Genomic DNA, 17,425 nt, shown 5'->3' on the forward strand with positions numbered 1-17,425 from the left:
AGCGCCGGGGACGATGGCAATGGCGACCGGGCGGGCTTGCGGCAGTGGAAGGCTGCCCGAACGGTCAGCCTTTCGGATGGCAGCGCACGCGAAGGTGAAGGCTCGAGGGCCACACAGGTGGGACAGCGTCGATCTCCGGGGCCGGCCACGCTTGACCCTGTGAAGGTCGCGGGCCAAGGTCGCGCCGCTCCTGCAAGGGCGCCAAGCGCCCGCTTTCTCCCAATGGCGGACCGATGCTCACCCTCCCCTATCTCGGTGTCCTGACCTATCCGCAGATCGATCCGATCTTCCTGGATCTCGGACTGATCCAGTTGCGCTGGTACGGCCTGTCCTATGTCGCGGGCATTCTCTGCGGATGGCTCTACGGTCGCCATCTGGCGGGCAACACGCGGCTCTGGCCGAATGGCGTCTCGCCGGTCACCAAGCTGCAGATCGACGATTTCATCCTCTACATCACGATCGGCATCGTGGTGGGAGGCCGCCTCGGCTCGGTATTCTTCTACGAATTCGAACGCTACGTCGCCGATCCCCTGGCGGTGTTCCGGGTCTGGGAAGGCGGCATGGCGTTCCATGGCGGCCTGATCGGCGTGGTGGTGGCGATCGCGGTGTTCTGTCGCGTCTACAAGGTGCCGCTGTTCAGCCTGATCGACATCGTCGCCGCCTCGGTGCCCTTCGGCCTGTTCTTCGGGCGCATCGCCAACTTCATCAACGGCGAATTGTGGGGCGCGCCCACCATGGTACCCTGGGCGATGGTCTTTCCCGATGCCGGCCCGATGCCGCGACACCCCAGCCAGCTCTACGAAGCGCTGCTGGAAGGTATTCTGCTGTTCATCGTGCTGCGGATCGCGACGCACCACTTCAAGATGCTCGGTCGTCCGCGCTTCGTCGGCGGCCTGTTCCTCTTCGGCTATGGCTGCTCGCGCATCTTCGTCGAGTTCTTCCGCATGCCGGATGTGCAACTCGGCTACCTCTATGGCGGCTGGTTCACCATGGGCATGCTGTTGTCGGTTCCGATGCTGATCATCGGCATCTGGGCCATGGCGACGGCCAGGCCCCGCGCCTACGAGCCCCAGCCGGTGGAGGACGATCAAGCGGGCGCCGCCCGGCCGTGAACGCGCTTGCCCGCAAGATTGCCGAACATGTCAGGGTCGAAGGTCCACTCGGCGTCGACCGCTACTGGAACTTCGCACTCTACGATCGCGAGCACGGCTATTATGCGCGTCGCGATCCGTTCGGCCGGGCCGGCGATTTCGTCACCGCGCCCGAGGTGAGCCAGATGTTCGGCGAACTTCTCGGTGCCTGGGTCGCCTCGGCCTGGACCGGTCTCGGTCGTCCAGACGCCTTTCTGCTGGTCGAATGCGGGCCCGGCCGCGGCACGATGATGGCCGACATGCTGCGCGCGCTGCGTTCCGTCGCCCCGGACTGCATGCGGGCGGCCGCTGTGCGGCTGGTGGAAACCAGCGACCGGCTCGCCGACGAGCAGATGCAGACGCTGGGACGCTTCGACCTGCCGATCCGCCGGGTGCGGCGCATCGAGGATCTGGAGCGACGACCGATGGTCGTCGTCGCCAACGAGCTGTTCGATGCGGTTGCGGTCCGCCAATATGTCTTCGACGGCAGCGACTGGCGCGAACGCTGCGTATCGACGACCGACAGCGGACGTTTCGAGTTCGTGCTGTGCGAAGCGCGCCCGCAGGTTTCCGATGCCGTCCGGGCGATGGGGTTGGTGGAGCCCAAGGCCGGCGCGGTGCTGGAAGTCTCGCCAGCACGCGAACGGATTGCCGCGGCCCTGGCCGAGCGGCTGGCCACGGACGGCGGCGCGGGCCTCTTCATCGATTACGGTCATTCCCGCAGCGGTTACGGGGACACATTGCAGGCGATGCACGGCCATGCCTTCGCCGACCCGCTGGACCGCCCCGGCGAGAACGACATCACCAGCCATGTCGACTTCGACAGGATTGCCGCCCCGTTCCGCGCGAGCGGGCTTTACGTATCGCCGACGGTCACGCAAAGCGACTTCCTTCTAGCCCTCGGCCTTCTGGAACGGGCTGGCGCGCTCGGCGCTGCGCGTGACGAGAAGACGCGAACGGAAATCACCGGCGCCGTGCAGCGTCTGGCGGGAACGGGCCCCGGCGATATGGGCCAGATCTTCAAGGTTCTGTGCGCTGCCTCGCGCCCAATGAGACTGCCACCCTTCGGCCTGATCGAGGCCGGATTGCCGGACACAACCGACGGAACCGCCGCGGATTGACTTCGCCCTGCCCCTCGACCACGATCCCGCGCCATGTCCGACATTCGAAGCCGATCCGCGTCGCCGCTGCCTGATTCCGCCGTCGTCCGGTCGGACCGTCTGGCAGGACCAGACATCGCCCATGCCTTTTTCACCCGCAGCGGCGGGGTCTCGGAAGGGCTCTATGCCGGGCTCAATGTCGGGATCGGCTCGAACGACCGTCCCGAGGACGTTCTGGAAAACCGAGCCCGCGCGCTCGCCACTCTGGGCAGCGCAGATCTCGCGACACCCTGGCAGGTGCATTCGGCGGACGCCGTGGTGTTGGATGCCCCCTTCTCCGGCGACCGCCCGCGCGCCGATGGGATCGCGACGCGCCGCAAGGGCCTCGCCATCGGCGTCGTCACCGCCGACTGCGGGCCCGTCCTTTTCGCGGATACCGAGAACGGCGTGATCGGCGCGGCGCATGCCGGCTGGCGTGGCGCGCTGAACGGCGTCCTGGAAGCGACGGTCGCCGCCATGGAAGGGCTCGGTGCAAAGCGCAATTCCATCCGTGCCGTGCTCGGGCCGACGATCACGCAGCCCAATTACGAAGTCGGCCTCGAGATGGTGGCGGAGTTCCTCGACGCGGAGCCTGCACGCGAGCGGTTCTTCCAGCCCGGGCGCAGCGCCGACAAGCGTCAGTTCGACCTGCCGGGCTTCATCGTTGCGCAACTGCAAGCCAGCGGCGTCGAGGGCAGCTTCGTCGACCGTTGCACCTATGGCGAGCCGGACCGCTTCTTTTCCTTCCGGCGCACCACGCATCGCGGCGAGCCCGATTACGGCCGCCAGCTTTCTGCCATCGCCCTCGCGGAGTAACCTCGGATGCTGCATTTCTCACGCGACGAGTTCGACGCCCGCCGCGACCGGCTCATGCTGGAAATGGGTGAGCAGAAGCTCGACGCCCTGATGCTGTTCGCCCAGGAATCGATGTACTGGCTGACCGGCTACGACACCTTCGGCTTCTGTCACTTCCAGTGCCTGGTGGTGAAGGCCGATGGCGAGATGCAGCTTCTGACCCGCTCGGCCGACCTGCGGCAGGCGCGTCACACCTCGACGCTGGAATCGATCAGCATCTGGCGCGACCGGGGCAGCGCCGATCCGGTCATCGAACTGCGCGACATGCTCGACGACATGGGCCTTCTCGGTGCCCGCATCGGCGTCGAGTGGGCGACCCATGGCCTGACCGCAGCCAACGGCCAGATGGTACAGGAGCGGCTCGGCTCCTTCGCCACGCTGAAGGAGGCCTCCAACCTCGTGCCGTTGCTGCGCGCGGTCAAAACCCCTGCCGAGATCGAGACCGTGCGCGAGGCTGCACGGCTCGGTGACGAGGCGTTCGATGCCGCCCTGCCGTTGATCAGGGCGGGCGCCAACGAGGCCGACATCCTGGCGGCGCTTCAGGGAGAGGTGCTGCGCCAAGGCGGCGACTATCCAGCCAACCCGTTCATCGTCGGCTCCGGCCGCGATGCCCTGCTGTGCCGATACAAGTCGGGCCGCCGCATCCTCGACGACCAGGATCAGCTCACGCTGGAATGGGCCGGCGTCAAATCGCAGTACCACGCCGCCTTGATGAAGACGGTGATCGTCGGCCGCCCGAGCGAGCGCCATGTCGAACTGCACACGGCCGCGCGCGAGGCGCTGGATGCCGTCGAGGCGGCGATGGTTCCGGGCAGCAGCTTCGGCGACGTCTTCGATGCCCATGCGGCGGTGATGGAAGCCCATGAACTCGTCCGCCACCGCCTCAGCGCTTGCGGCTATTCGCTTGGGGCGCGCTACGCGCCGTCGTGGATGGACACGCCGATGTTCTATTCCGGCAATCCGCAGCCGATCGTGCCGGATATGACCCTCTTCGCGCACATGATCATCATGGATTCCGACACCGATACCGCGATGACGCTCGGCCGGACCTACCTGACGACGACGAGCGCGCCCGAGCCATTGTCGCGGCTTTCTCTCGACCTGATTTCGGTCTGATTCAGGCGGCCGCCGTCGCCAGATTTAGGGCCTGCGCCTTGTGGCGCAGGGCTTTCGAAGAAAATCGACCGCCTTTTAACGTTATCTTGCGACTCACGGTCCACGATCCCGGTCGAACGCTGGCCGTCAGTCGCAAGGAACGAGCTCCGTGGAATCCAATCCCCGCCGCCGCGTGCCGATGATCGCCCTGACGCTCGGGATCGTCGGTCTCGGCACCAGCCTTTCCGGATGTACCGAGGCATCGATGGATTTCGGGCCCGACGGTCCTGTGCCGAGCGTCGGTATCGGATCCCTCGGCAGCGGGTCGATGAGCGCCTCCGTCCCGTCCCGGCAATTCGCCGCCGCGCCCCCACCGGCTGCCTCGAGCACCATGGGTTATCCGCAGCCGGCCATGTCGCAGCAGCAGCAGCCAATGAACCAGCAGGCCTATCCGCCGGTTCAGCAGCAGCCGGTGTCCTCCGCTCCGATCGCGCCCATTCAGCAGCAGGCAGCGCCGGCCCCGCAATCCGCCCAGCCTGTCGCGGCTGCCCCGACGACGTTGGCGGCAGCGCCCGCGCCGGCAGGTCCCGCCCCCGCATCCGTCAGCGCCAACCAGAGCGTTGGCGAAGTGCAGTTCCTGCCGCTTGTTGGCGCGCCCGAGGAAAAGGCGGTGCTTCTGGCGCGCGCCCTGTCGGAAAGCGCCGCCGCCAAGGGCGTCACGATCCGCCCCGCCGCCGAAGCACCGTCGAGCGTGCGCCTGAAGGGCTATTTCTCGGCATTCAACGACGGGTCCTCCACGACCCTCGTCTATGTCTGGGATGTGCTTGATGCGAGCGACCGCCGTGTCCGGCGCATACAGGGACAGGAAAGCGTACCGGGCGCCGCCGCGGACCCTTGGGCCGCCATCGACCTGTCGACGCTCGCGGCCGTCGCCGACCGCACGCTGCAGGAAGCCGCGCAGGTCGCAACCGGCACTGGCTGAGCCTCCTCGATGCCCCGAACTTATCCCGCATTGCGAAAGGCGGCGGGTTGAAGTTTCGCGCGATGTTGCTATGAGCCCCTGCATCGAACCGGAGGCGACGGGATGGCCCACCGTAGCGGCATAGCCAAGCCGTCCCGACCGGTACCCGCTATCGGAAAGAACGCGATGAAACTCTTCAGCGGCAACTCCAACCGCGTCCTCGCTCAATCCATCGGACGCTATCTGGAATTGCCACTCGGGGAGGCCATGGTCCGGCGCTTCGCCGACCAGGAAGTCTTCGTGGAGATCAAGGAAAACGTCCGTGGCGAGGACGTCTTCATCGTCCAGTCGACGTCCTATCCGGCCAACGATCACCTGATGGAACTGCTCATCATGATCGACGCCATGCGCCGCGCTTCGGCCCGCCGCATCACCGCAGTGCTTCCCTATTTCGGCTATGCCCGGCAGGACCGCAAGGCCGGCGGGCGCACCCCGATCTCCGCCAAGCTGGTCGCCAATCTGATCACCGAGGCCGGCGCCGACCGCGTCATGACCCTCGACCTGCATGCCGGTCAGATCCAGGGCTTCTTCGATATCCCGACCGACAACCTCTTCGCCGTGCCGCTGATCGCGCGCGACGTGAAGGAGCATCAGGATCTGTCGAACCTGATGGTCATCTCGCCCGACGTCGGCGGCGTGGTCCGCGCCCGCGCGCTCGCCAAGCGTCTCGATGCGCCGCTGGCCATCGTCGACAAGCGCCGCGACCGGCCGGGCGAGTCGGAAGTCATGAACATCATCGGTGACGTCACCGGCCGCAACTGCATCCTGATCGACGACATCATCGATTCCGGCGGCACGCTGTGCAACGCTGCCGACGCGCTGGTGCAGGCCGGCGCCAACAGCGCTTCGGCCTACATCACCCACGGCGTGCTCTCGGGCGGCGCGGTCTCGCGCATCACCGCGTCCAGCCTCAAGGAGCTGGTGATCACCGACTCGATCCAGCCGACCAAGGCGATCAACGAGGCGGCGAACATCCGCGTCGTCACCACCGCCAATCTTCTCGGTGAAGCGATCGCGCGCACGGCGTCCGAGGAATCGGTCTCGAGCCTGTTCGACTGAGCCGATCCGGGGCGGCCCGGTCGGCGCCGCTTTACGGCGCCGATAAAGCGCTTCTGGCCGGCTTTCCGTTGCGCTAGACTGTGCGTCTGGCCACACGGGCCATCGGACAGAAACCATGTTCGCGCGACTGGGCAAGTTGGGCACGCAGGGAGTTGTTACGGCCGCCGTCGGTCTCGTCGCCATCCTGCTTGCGATCGGCTGGGTCACCCGCGAAACCGATGCCGACCGTCCCTATCTCACGATCGCCGGCTCGAGCTTCATCTTCAATTACCGCGAAGCCGACGCCTTCTACGGTTTTACCGCGGTCGTGCAACGACCGGTGAAGAGCTATTCGCGCATCGAGGCGGTGTTCGAGGACCCAGGCGGCGGCCCACCGATCCCGGTCAGCGCGAAGCTGACCGCGCGCACGACGCGCTACGGCCTGCGCACGCCGCCACTGCACGGGATCGTCAAGGGTCGGCCCTACCGCGTCGACGTACGCCTGGTGCAGAACGGCGACGGGGCCGTGCTGTTCGAGGACAGCTTCACGGTCACCTCGCAGATGTCGGACGCGGTGATGCCGCCTGCACCGCTCACCGTGGGGCCGGGCTATACGCGCAATCCCGATCTGCCGGATGGGTGGAAAGCATCCCAAGCCGACAAGACTGACGCGGCCCGCCGTTAGGCCCGCCATTCACGGCGCTGTCTTGTCCATCCGCCCGCCTTGGGGTATAGGCACGGCGTCCGCGCAGACACCCTTGGAGGCAGCGCGGAGTTGAGCGGTCCCTCGCAGGTCCGCTCTTCGTCGTTTCAGGCACACCGTCTGACCGACCACCTCACAGCACGAAGGACAAAGCCATGAGCGAGACCTTTACGGTCAAGGCCGAGGCGCGCGAGAAGGTCGGCAAGGGGGCCGCCAGACATCTTCGCCGCAACGGTATGATCCCCGCAGTTATCTACGGCGACAAGCAGGACCCGCTGCCGATCGCCATCCCCTACAAGGAAACCTTCCTGGCGCTTCACGCCGGCGGTTTCATGACCCACGTCGCGACCATCGAGGTCAACGGCCAGAAGATTTCAGTCCTCCCGAAGGACTATCAGCTGGAGCCCGTCCGCGACTTCCTGATGCATGTCGACTTCCTGCGCGTCTCCGAAAAGACCCGCGTGACGGTCAACATCCCTGTGCATTTCGAGAACGAGGAAGCATCTCCGGGTCTCAAGCGCGGCGGTGTCATCAACGTCGTCCGCCACGAGGTCGAGGTCCATGCCCCGGCCAGCGCGATTCCGGAGCACTTCACGCTCGACCTGACCGGTCTGGAAATCGGCGACTCGATCCATGCCTCGGCACTTACCCTGCCGAAGAACGTCGAAGTGACGATCACCGACCGCGACTTCACCATCGCGACGATTGCCGCCCCGGCCGCCCTGCGGTCCGAGGATGACGAGGCCACCGAGGTCGAGGCCGATGCGGTCGAGGCCACAGAGGTCAGCGAAGACGGGTCCGGCGAGGACAAGTAAGTCCGAGCCTCGGCTAACCGCCGAACGAAACAGAAAGGAGCCGGGCGATGTTGCTGATCGCAGGATTGGGCAATCCCGGCTCCCGTTATGCCGGAAATCGCCACAATATCGGGTTCATGGCGCTCGACGAGATCGCCCGCGACCCTGCCTTTTCTCCCTGGTCGAAGAAGTTCTCGGCGGAAATTTCCGAGGGCCAGATCGGCGGCGAGAAGGTCGTCCTGATCAAACCCCAGACCTTCATGAACGAGTCCGGCCGCTCGGTCGGCGACGCCGCGCGCTTCTTCAAGCTGGAGCCGTCGCAGATCGTCGTCATCCACGACGAGCTCGATCTGCCGCCCGGCAAGCTGCGGGTGAAGACGGGCGGCGGTAATGGCGGCCACAATGGCCTGCGCTCCATCGACGCTCATCTCGGCACCAAGGACTACCGCCGCGTGCGCATGGGCATCGGCCATCCGGGCAACAAGGACGCCGTCTCCCCTTATGTCCTCGGCGATTTCGCCAAGGTCGACCGCGAATGGCTGGAGCCGTTCATCGAAGCCGTCGCACGCCATGTCGACAGCCTCGCCAAGGGCGAGGATGCGGTCTTCATGAACAAGGTCAGCCTGTCCACGAGCTCGAACGAGCCGTCGGGTGCCAAGGGTGCGGCCAGCGCGAGCAAGCCCGCGGGCCCGCCCAAGGGCCGCAGCCACATTCGTCAGGCGCGCGGAGCGCCGCCGCAAGTGAAGGTACCCGACAAGGGCCCGATGGCCGACATGCTGAAGCGGCTCTTCGGCAAGGACTGACCCTCGCCGCCTTCCCGGGCGGCGCCAGAGTTGACCCCTCGCCGCGAAGGCGGCAAACAGCCCCCAAGATCGGCGCGATACGCGTCAGACACGACCATCTTCGAAGGACCACCCCATGGGTTTCAGATGCGGGATCGTCGGCCTGCCGAATGTCGGCAAGTCGACGCTGTTCAACGCTCTCACCAAGACTGCCGCCGCGGCCGCAGCCAATTATCCGTTCTGCACGATCGAGCCGAACACCGGCGACGTGCCGGTTCCCGATCCGCGGCTGAAGGACATCGCCGGCATCGCCAAGTCGGCGAACATCCTGCCGACGCGGATTACCTTCGTCGACATCGCCGGACTGGTGCGCGGCGCCTCCAAGGGCGAAGGCCTCGGCAACCAGTTCCTCGCCAACATCCGCGAAGTGGACGCGATCGTTCACGTGCTGCGCTGCTTCGAGGATGACGACGTCGTTCATGTCGAGGGTCGTGTCGATCCCGTCGCCGACGCCGAGACGGTCGAGACCGAGCTGATGCTCTCCGACCTAGAGAGCCTGGAGCGTCGCATCGTCGCGACCCGCAAGAAGGCGACCGGCAAGGACAAGGAAGCGATCCAGGCCCTCCCCGTGATGGAAGCGGCGCTGGCGAAGCTGCAGAACGGCGAGCCGGTCCGCGTGCTCCTGGCCGGGATGGATGCCGAGGAGCGCAGCGAACTGAAGACGCTGAACCTCCTGACCTCCAAGCCGGTCCTCTATGTCTGCAACGTCGCCGAGGACGATGCGGCGAGCGGCAACGCCCATTCGGAAGCCGTCGCGGCGATGGCCCAGAAGCAGGGCGCCAAGAGCGTCGTCATCTCGGCCGCCATCGAGGCCGAGATCGCGCAGCTGCCCGCCGAGGAAGTCGGCGACTATCTGGAGGCGATGGGCCTGACCGAGCCCGGCCTCGACCGGCTGATCCAGGCAGGCTACTCGCTGCTCGACCTGATCACCTACTTCACGGCAGGCCCGAAGGAGACCCGCGCCTGGACGGTCCGGCGCGGCGCCAAGGCTCCGCAGGCTGCTGGCGTGATCCATACCGATTTCGAGAAGGGCTTCATCCGGGCCCAGACCATCGCCTTCGACGACTTCGTCTCGCTCGGCGGTGAGGTCGCGGCCAAGGAAGCGGGCAAGGCCCGCGACGAAGGCAAGGAATACGTCGTCCAGGACGGCGACATCCTGATGTTCAAGTTCAACAACTGAGCTTGCGGGGGCCGGCGCAGCGCTGCGTCGGCCCCGCGAAATTCGGCGGAAGGAGGGAGAGCCTTTTCGCCACTGGGAGGCCCGATGCGCACATACGAGGACTTCACGGAAGGGCTCGAGATCGATCTCGGCCCCTACCCCGTGACCCGGAACGAGGTGATCGAGTTCGCCCGCGAATTCGACCCGCAGCCCTTCCATCTCGATGAAGAGGCGGCGAAGGACACGCTTCTCGGCGGTCTGTCGGCCTCGGGCTGGCATAGCTGCGCGATGATGATGCGCATGATGGCCGACGCCTATATTCTCGATTCCTCGTCGCAGGGCTCGCCCGGCGTCGAGTACGTCCGGTGGAAGCGGCCGGTCCGGCCGGGCGACGTTCTTCACGGTACCGCCCGCGTCGTGTCGCGTCGCCTGTCCTCCAAGCGTCCGACCCTCGGCATCCTCAAGATCACCACGGATCTGCGCAACCAGACCGGCGAAACGGTTCTGGAAAGCGCCTACACCCTGCTCGTTCTGACGCGGGAGGGCCTTGCCGCATGACCTTCTGGGACAGTCTGATCGTCGGCGAAGCCCGTGAGATGGGCTCGCACACCTTCCTCGCGGAAGACATCAAGCGCTTTGCGGCCAAATACGACCCGCAGGCCTTCCATCTCGACGAGGACGCTGCGAAGGCTTCCGTTCTCGGCGGCCTGTGCGCGTCCGGCTGGCACACCGCCGGCGTCTGCATGCGCCTGAATGTCGAAAGCCAGGTTGCGCTCGGCCGAGCATGGGTCGCCGCCGGCAACCAGCCGCCGCGCATGGGCCCCTCCCCCGGCGTGAAGAACCTTGCCTGGCCGAAGCCGGTCTATGCCGGCGATACGGTGACCTTCACCCAGACGCTGACCGGCAAGCGGGCGTCTGCCAGCCGCAAGGGCTGGGGCGTCCTCGAATTCACGACGCAAGGCGTCAATCAGCACGGCCACACCGTGTTCTCGTTCGACGGCGCTGCCTTCTGCGGAACCGACTGAGCGCCGTCGCCCGTCACGATCCGACGCAGAGCCTCGTTCATCACGCCCAACCGGGGCTACGGGCAGCAGCCTCCGCCGCTTCGTTCCGGATGCCGGAGCGGGGCCGCTGCCCCCATTCTTCGACCTAAACCAATCAAAAATCTGCGATTATGCGCGCCGCTTTACGTCATGTTAGATGGCAACGGACATTGATGGGTGGATCAGTTCGTCAGCGGCACCCATCCATCATGTTCGACGCATCATCCGCCAAGCCTGCCCGGGAAGAGCCTCAAGGCCACGCTGCCGATCGTCTGCGCGGCGTCCAGCTGACGAGCATTCTCAAGACCACCCCGGTCATGATGTTCGGCAACGTGATGAACGCGATCATCATTCTCGGCATGTCATCCGGCGAGGCGTTTTCGCCCTGGGCGCTGATCTGGCTCCTGGGGCTGTCCTACATCGTTCTGGTCTCGATCCGCGCCTGGTCGCGCTTCCAGCGGCGTGCACCGCTGGTCTCGGCATCGAGCCGCGCCACCGCGCATGCTGTGCGGAACGCGTTCATCCTCGGCGCCTGGTGGGGTCTGGCGATCCTGACCTTCTACCCCTCCTCCGATGGTGATGCGAAAAGCGTCATCGCCGTGATCGCCATGGGAATGATCTGCGGCGGCGGCTTTGCGCTGTCCGCGCTGAAGCGAGCCCTGCAGGCCTTCATCATCCCCCTGTTCGTCGGGTCGGCGGCCGCACTCGGCATCTCGCAGGGGACGAACGACTATTTCCTCCTGGCTCTGCTCCTGGGTTTCACCTTCATCGTCTATCGCGCGAGTTGCGCACGCGGCGAACTGTTGCAGGAGAATTTCGAAGGCCATCAGAAGCTCGCAGAACAATCCTCGATCATCGAACTCCTCCTGCGCGAATTCGAAGAAGGCACGAGCGACTGGATCTGGCAGACGGATCACGGCGGACAACTGGTGCGCGGCGGCGACCGGTTCTCGCAGATCTTCGGTCGGGGGACAGACCGTCTGATACCGAACGGCGACCTGACGTTTGCAGGGCAAGGCCTCGATCTGTCGCCCATCGCGCAGCCGATGCTCGAACGCACCCCGTTCCGCGAGGCGATCATCGAGGTGCCCGGTCCCCAGGGGTCGGCCTGGATCGCCATGACGGGCAAGCCGATCTTCGGCCATGATGGCACGTTCACCGGCTATCGCGGGGTGGCGTCGGATATCACCGCGACCACGCATGCCGAGCGCCGGATCGCCTATCTTGCGCATCACGACAGCCTGACCGGCCTGGCCAACCGCAGCCGGTTTGCCGAAGAGATCGATCGCATCTGCGCATCTCCGCCGCCACACGGCCCAACCTCCAGCCTGCTGTATCTCGACCTCGACAATTTCAAGCTGATCAACGATCGCAACGGTCACCTCACCGGCGACCAGCTCCTGCGGCAGGTCGCGGCCCGTCTGCTGCGCATCGTGGAGCCGGGCGACATGGTGGCGCGGATCGGCGGTGACGAGTTCGCCATCGTCGCCCACTCGGCGCCCGATACGGCCTCGGCCGACAGTCTGGCGGGAGCCATTCTGGCGTGCTTCGCGACGCCCTTCAGCCTGGGCGCCGAACTGGCCAATGTGGGCTGCTCGGTCGGCATCGCCTTTCCGGGGCTCGATGGCGCAAATCCCGACGATCTCCTGCGCAATGCCGACCTGGCGCTCTACGAGGCCAAGGCAGCCGGCAAGAACACCTTCTGCTTCTTCGAGAGCGAGATGGCACAGCGCCTGCGGGACCGACACCGCCTCGAATACGATCTGCGATGCGCCGTCGAACGCAACGAACTGGTTCTCAACTATCAGCCGATCGTCGACAGCCGCAGCCGCCAGACGCTCGGCTTCGAGGCCCTTGTCCGGTGGGAGCATCCCCTGCACGGGCGCGTCCAGCCCGACCATTTCATTCCGCTGGCCGAACAGACCGGCGCGATCTGCGGGATCGGGGCCTGGGTCCTGCGCGAAGCATGCCGCAACGCGGTCTCATGGGGCGATCGTCTGACCGTGGCGGTCAACGTCTCGGTCGACCAGTTCCGGCACGGCACGATCACGACAGATGTGGAAGACGCGCTCGCCAGTTCCGGCCTTGCGGCGCACCGGCTCGAACTGGAGATCACCGAGAGCCTGTTCATCGACGATCCCGAGACGGTCGTGGCCGTGCTGCATCAGCTGCGGGCGCTCGGCGTACGGATCGCGCTCGATGATTTCGGAACCGGCTATTCCAGCCTCTCCTATCTGCGCAAATTCCCATTCGACAAGCTGAAGATCGACCGGTCTTTCGTCAACGCGATCAAGGACGACCGGATCGCCCACGGAATCCTGGAGACGATCCTGGCGCTCGGCCGCGTGCTCGATCTCAGCGTGACGGCAGAAGGCGTCGAAGATGCCGAACAGATCGACATCCTCACCCGGATGACCTGCAACCAGTTCCAGGGCTATTATTTCAGCCGTCCGATGGAGGCCGCCGATCTCGGCGCCTACCTCCTGCGCGATTTCTGCGCCACGGCCGAGGCCAGCCAGGCGTCCTGCGCGGCCCTGGCGACCGCCTGACCGGCAACGCAGCCTGCCATCGCCGTCCGCGCCGTCAGTCGCCTTCGAATGCGATCAGCGTGCGCACTTCCACGCCGAGCGCGTCGAGCCGCTTACGCCCGCCCAGATCGGGCAGATCGATGACGAAGCAGGCGGCGACGATCTCCGCGCCCAGTTCCCGCAACAGCTTGACCGCACCTTCTGCCGTGCCGCCCGTGGCGATCAGATCGTCGGTGAGCAGCACGCGCTGACCCGGACGGACGGCATCCCGGTGCATCTCCATCTCGTCGACACCGTATTCGAGGCTGTAGGCCACACGGATCGTGTCGTGCGGCAGCTTGCCCTTCTTCCGGATCGGCACGAAGCCGGCGGAGAGCTGGTGGGCGAGCGCACCGCCAAGGATGAAGCCCCGCGCTTCGATGCCGGCCACGAGATCGACCTTTTCGTCCCGATGACCATCGACCAGCGCATCGACGGCGCCGCGGAATGCATCCGCGTCGGCCAGAAGCGTCGTGATGTCGCGGAACTGGATGCCGGGCTTGGGATAGTCCGGGATGGTCCGGATCGCCGCGGTGAAATCAAAGCCCTTGGCCATCGAAGCTGCCTTGCTCGTGCTCACGCGCCGTCCTCGCGTCCAATGGTCTGGATCACGTCGAATCCTTCAAACTGCGGATGCCCGTCATAGAGTGGGCGCGTACCGCCGGCCTTGCCGTGGGCCGCGCGGAACGCCTCGGATCGCGTCCAGGCTTCGAACGCAGCATGATCGCGCCAGACGGTGTGCGAGGCATAGAGCGTGTGCCCTTCGCTTGCCGGGCCCTTCAGCATATGGAACTCGACGAAGCCCGGCACGTCCTGCAGCCGGGATTCCCGGTTGAGCCAGAGCGCTTCGAACTCCTGTTCGGCGCCCGGCAGCACCCTGAAGCGGTTCATCGCGATATACATGCAACGCGTCTCCTCGGCTGAAATGGATCTTGCGAACGGGCCGGCAGGCCATATGCTGCCCTTGCACCGGCGCAGGAAAAAGGGGGCCGTAGCCCCCTCGATTCCGTCATCGTTCACGTCGTCGTCAACGACGATCAGTGCGGCGTACCCGCCCATACCCGGCGCTTCACCAGGAACAGCATCGCGGCGAAGATGATCAGGAAGACCATCACGATGAGGCCGGTTGCCTTGCGCTCGACCATGTGCGGCTCGGCGGCCCACATCATGAAGGCGGTCACGTCGCGCGAATACTGATCGACGGTCTGGGGCGCCCCATCCGGATACTCGATCAGGTCGTCCGACAGCGGCGGCGGCATCGCCAGAGCGGGGCCCGAGATGAAGTACGGGTTGTAGTAGGTCCCCGGCTGGATCGTGATATCGGCGGGTGCCTCTTCGCCATATCCGGTCAGGAGGGCATGGATGTAATCCGGACCGCCTTCGGCATACTGGGTGAAGATGTCGAAGACGAAGGTCGGGAACCCCCGCTCGACGGCACGCGCCTTGGCGAGCAGCGAGAAGTCTGGCGGATGGGCACCGCCATTGGCCGCAGCGGCGGCTGCCGGGTTCGGGAACGGCGCCGGGAAGTAATCCGACGGGATACCCGGCCGCTCGAACATCTCGCCGGAATCATCCGGGCCGTCCTGGACGGTGTATTCGGCGGCGAAGGCCTTCACCTGGGCTTCGCTGTAGCCCAGATCGGTCAGCGTGCGCATCGCCACGAGGTTCATCCCGTGACAGGAGGCGCAGACTTCCTTGTACACCTTCAGACCGCGCTGCAGCTGGCCGAGGTCGTAATGACCGAACGGGCCGGCAAAGCTCCAGTTCATCTCTTCCGGCTTGCGAAGCGGGTAATGCGGCGTTTCGCCGTGCCCCTCTTCGGCTGCGGCCTCGAGTTCCGCCTCGGTCTCGGCCGCACCTTCGGCCGCCGCACCCTCGGCTGCCGTGCCTTCGGCCTCGGCCTGGGCCTCGACCGCTTCCGGCTGTGCGTCCTGAGCCATCGCCACCGACATCGGAGCGGTGAAGACGCCGGCCGCGAGCAGGGCTGACAATAGTCTAATCATGGAATGTTCTCTCCGAAGCCGTCCGAGCTCAGCCTTTGGTCTCTGGTGAAGCAGTCGCGCCGGCTGGCCGACCGCTGCCGCCATGCTTGGCCAGCACGGCCTCCGTGATCGAGTTCGGCAGCTTCTTCGGCTTCTCCACGAGACCGAGGATCGGCAGGATGATCAGGAAGTGCGCGAAGTAGTAGATCGTGCCGATGAGGGCGAGCGTCGGGTAGATGCCCTCCGCCGGCTTCGCACCGAGCCAACCCAGGAACACGCAGTCGAAGGCGAAGACCCAGAACAGCACCCGGTAGATCGGACGATAGGCCGCCGAGCGCACCCGCGAGGTATCGAGCCACGGCAGGAAGAACAGGACGATGATCGATCCGAACATCACCAGCACGCCGCCGAGCTTGGAATCGATCGGGCCGATGTTGAAGGTGATGGCACGCAGCATCGCGTAGAACGGCAGGAAGTACCATTCCGGAACGATGTGAGCCGGCGTCTGAAGCGGGTTCGCCTCAATGTAGTTGTCGGGATGGCCGAGGAAGTTCGGCAGGTAGAAGACGAAATAGGCGAAGATCGCGAGGAACACGACCATCGCGAAGCCGTCCTTGACCGTGGCATGCGGCGTGAACGGAACCGTGTCCTTCGACGACTTGACCTCGACGCCGGTGGGGTTGGTCTGGCCGGTCACATGCAGCGCCCAGACGTGCAGGATGACGACGCCGGCGATCATGAAGGGCAGCAGGTAATGCAGCGAGAAGAAGCGGTTCAGCGTGGCGTTGTCCACCGAGAAGCCGCCGAGCAGCAGCTGCTGGATCGGCTCGCCGATCAGCGGGAAGGCGGTGAAGAAGCCGGTGATCACCGTGGCGCCCCAGAAGGACATCTGGCCCCAGGGCAGGACGTAGCCCATGAAGGCGGTCGCCATCATCAGGAGGAAGATGATCACGCCGAGGATCCAGAGCACCTCGCGCGGCTGCTTGTACGAGCCGTAATAGAGGCCGCGGAAGATGTGCAGATACACCGCGATGAAGAAGAACGACGCGCCGGTGGCGTGCATGTAGCGCAGCAGCCAGCCCCAGTTGACGTCACGCATGATCTTCTCGACCGACTCGAAGGCGATGCCCGAGGAGGCCGCATAGTGCATGGCCAGCACGACGCCGGTGAGGATCTGCGAGACCAGGAAGATCGCGAGGATGCCACCGAAGGTGTAGGCGTAGTTCAGGTTGCGCGGCGTCGGATATGCCACGAAGGAATCGTAGACGAGGCGCGGCAGCGGCAGACGGGCGTCCAGCCACTGCATGACACCGCTCGACGGCACGTAGGAAGAATGACTGCTCATTATGGGTAACCTTCTCCCGGATCAGCCGATGCGGACAGTGGTGTCGGACGTGAACGTATAGGGCGGGATGTCCATGTTCGTCGGCGCCGGCCCCTGCCGGATGCGGCCGGCGGTGTCATAGGACGATCCGTGGCACGGGCAGAACCAGCCGTCGAACGGGCCGGAATTGCCGAGCGGGATGCAGCCCAGATGCGTGCACACACCGACCATCACCAGCCAGGCTTCCTTGCCCTCGGTCGCACGGTTCTCGTCGGTCGCCGGCGCGTCACCCGAAAGGTTCGCGTTCCGGGCGATCGGATCCTTCAGCTCTTCGAGCGGAACCGCGCGGGCTTCCTCGATCTCGGCTTCCGTGCGCTGACGGATGAAGATCGGCTTGCCGCGCCACTTGGCGGTGATCGACTGGCCCACCTCGACCTGGCTGACATCGACGTCGATCTCGGCGAGAGCGAGCGTCGCGGCATCGGGGTTCATCTGGTCGATGAACGGCCAGGCCAACGCCGCCGCGCCGACTGCGCCGACCGCACCAGTGGCGATGTAGAGGAAATCCCGACGGCTGGGTTCGGTGGTTTCGTTGAGGCTCACGGCGGCTGCCACTCCTTGACTGATCGTGCGCGGATCGCCCCGCTTGTTGCGGATTCGACCCCGTGCGGCAAGAGGAGACATGACGCAATATCGCCACGCTCCTGACAGGATTACGATTTCGGGCGTTTCT

The 17,425-nt window shown here is 65.6% G+C and carries 18 protein-coding genes; 13 read left to right on the plus strand and 5 right to left on the minus strand.

Annotation, left to right across the window (positions count from 1 at the left end; genetic code table 11):
• The first annotated feature begins 233 nt into the window (after positions 1–233).
• The 13 genes from lgt (at position 234) to N7I30_RS00760 (ending at position 13,368) form a co-directional block, all read left to right on the plus strand.
• Entirely contained in the window at positions 234–1,112 is an 879-nt protein-coding gene (gene lgt / locus N7I30_RS00700; RefSeq protein ID WP_024350434.1) for a prolipoprotein diacylglyceryl transferase, read from the plus strand.
• The gene (locus tag N7I30_RS00705; RefSeq protein WP_024350433.1) at positions 1,109–2,251 is read left to right on the plus strand and encodes a class I SAM-dependent methyltransferase; all 1,143 of its coding nucleotides are present in this window, start codon (positions 1,109–1,111) and stop codon (positions 2,249–2,251) included. Before lgt ends, N7I30_RS00705 begins: the two co-directional genes overlap by 4 nt.
• A gap of 33 nt (positions 2,252–2,284) precedes the next feature.
• On the plus strand, positions 2,285–3,085 hold the full coding sequence (gene pgeF, locus N7I30_RS00710; RefSeq protein ID WP_228239805.1) for a peptidoglycan editing factor PgeF: 801 nt from the start codon (positions 2,285–2,287) through the stop codon (positions 3,083–3,085).
• Between the two features lie 6 nt (positions 3,086–3,091).
• A complete protein-coding gene (locus N7I30_RS00715; protein WP_024350431.1) occupies positions 3,092–4,240 on the plus strand; it encodes a M24 family metallopeptidase in 1,149 nt (382 codons plus the stop codon).
• A gap of 178 nt (positions 4,241–4,418) precedes the next feature.
• Entirely contained in the window at positions 4,419–5,201 is a 783-nt protein-coding gene (locus N7I30_RS00720; RefSeq protein ID WP_277025189.1) for a hypothetical protein, read from the plus strand.
• Between the two features lie 165 nt (positions 5,202–5,366).
• Entirely contained in the window at positions 5,367–6,299 is a 933-nt protein-coding gene (locus N7I30_RS00725) for a ribose-phosphate pyrophosphokinase (RefSeq protein ID WP_024350429.1), read from the plus strand.
• A 115-nt stretch (positions 6,300–6,414) separates the two neighbouring features.
• Complete coding sequence (locus tag N7I30_RS00730; protein ID WP_228239803.1) at positions 6,415–6,963, plus strand: hypothetical protein; 549 nt, start codon at positions 6,415–6,417, stop codon at positions 6,961–6,963.
• 173 nt (positions 6,964–7,136) lie between these two features.
• Positions 7,137–7,796 (plus strand): 50S ribosomal protein L25/general stress protein Ctc, encoded by a 660-nt coding sequence (locus tag N7I30_RS00735; protein ID WP_228239802.1) that lies wholly within the window; start codon positions 7,137–7,139, stop codon positions 7,794–7,796.
• 47 nt (positions 7,797–7,843) lie between these two features.
• Positions 7,844–8,578 carry an aminoacyl-tRNA hydrolase gene (pth, locus tag N7I30_RS00740; protein WP_370194565.1) on the plus strand — a complete coding sequence of 245 codons (735 nt, stop codon included), beginning with the start codon at positions 7,844–7,846 and terminating at the stop codon, positions 8,576–8,578.
• 115 nt (positions 8,579–8,693) lie between these two features.
• On the plus strand, positions 8,694–9,797 hold the full coding sequence (gene ychF / locus N7I30_RS00745) for a redox-regulated ATPase YchF (protein WP_024350426.1): 1,104 nt from the start codon (positions 8,694–8,696) through the stop codon (positions 9,795–9,797).
• A gap of 84 nt (positions 9,798–9,881) precedes the next feature.
• Positions 9,882–10,334 (plus strand): MaoC family dehydratase, encoded by a 453-nt coding sequence (locus N7I30_RS00750; RefSeq protein ID WP_228239800.1) that lies wholly within the window; start codon positions 9,882–9,884, stop codon positions 10,332–10,334.
• Positions 10,331–10,801 carry a MaoC family dehydratase gene (locus N7I30_RS00755; RefSeq protein ID WP_228239799.1) on the plus strand — a complete coding sequence of 157 codons (471 nt, stop codon included), beginning with the start codon at positions 10,331–10,333 and terminating at the stop codon, positions 10,799–10,801. The genes N7I30_RS00750 and N7I30_RS00755 overlap by 4 nt, the downstream gene beginning before the upstream one ends.
• A gap of 227 nt (positions 10,802–11,028) precedes the next feature.
• On the plus strand, positions 11,029–13,368 hold the full coding sequence (locus N7I30_RS00760; protein ID WP_498636054.1) for a putative bifunctional diguanylate cyclase/phosphodiesterase: 2,340 nt from the start codon (positions 11,029–11,031) through the stop codon (positions 13,366–13,368).
• Positions 13,369–13,402: 34 nt separating this feature from the next.
• Here the strand turns inward: N7I30_RS00760 and N7I30_RS00765 are convergent, their stop codons facing one another.
• From N7I30_RS00765 to petA, 5 genes are all read right to left on the minus strand, one after another.
• Positions 13,403–13,942, minus strand: a complete 540-nt coding sequence (locus N7I30_RS00765; protein ID WP_228239875.1) for an adenine phosphoribosyltransferase — start codon at positions 13,940–13,942, stop codon at positions 13,403–13,405.
• 20 nt (positions 13,943–13,962) lie between these two features.
• Positions 13,963–14,289, minus strand: a complete 327-nt coding sequence (gene hmuQ / locus N7I30_RS00770; protein ID WP_228239874.1) for a heme-degrading protein HmuQ — start codon at positions 14,287–14,289, stop codon at positions 13,963–13,965.
• A 134-nt stretch (positions 14,290–14,423) separates the two neighbouring features.
• Positions 14,424–15,326: a cytochrome c1 gene (locus tag N7I30_RS00775; RefSeq protein WP_410170481.1), complete on the minus strand. Its 903-nt coding sequence runs from the start codon at positions 15,324–15,326 to the stop codon at positions 14,424–14,426.
• Positions 15,327–15,417: 91 nt separating this feature from the next.
• Positions 15,418–16,716: a cytochrome b gene (locus N7I30_RS00780; protein ID WP_155898452.1), complete on the minus strand. Its 1,299-nt coding sequence runs from the start codon at positions 16,714–16,716 to the stop codon at positions 15,418–15,420.
• A gap of 18 nt (positions 16,717–16,734) precedes the next feature.
• A complete protein-coding gene (gene petA / locus N7I30_RS00785; RefSeq protein WP_024350418.1) occupies positions 16,735–17,295 on the minus strand; it encodes a ubiquinol-cytochrome c reductase iron-sulfur subunit in 561 nt (186 codons plus the stop codon).
• Positions 17,296–17,425 lie beyond the last annotated feature (130 nt).

This window comes from Aurantimonas litoralis (assembly GCF_026153195.1).
Classification (GTDB): domain Bacteria; phylum Pseudomonadota; class Alphaproteobacteria; order Rhizobiales; family Rhizobiaceae; genus Aurantimonas; species Aurantimonas coralicida.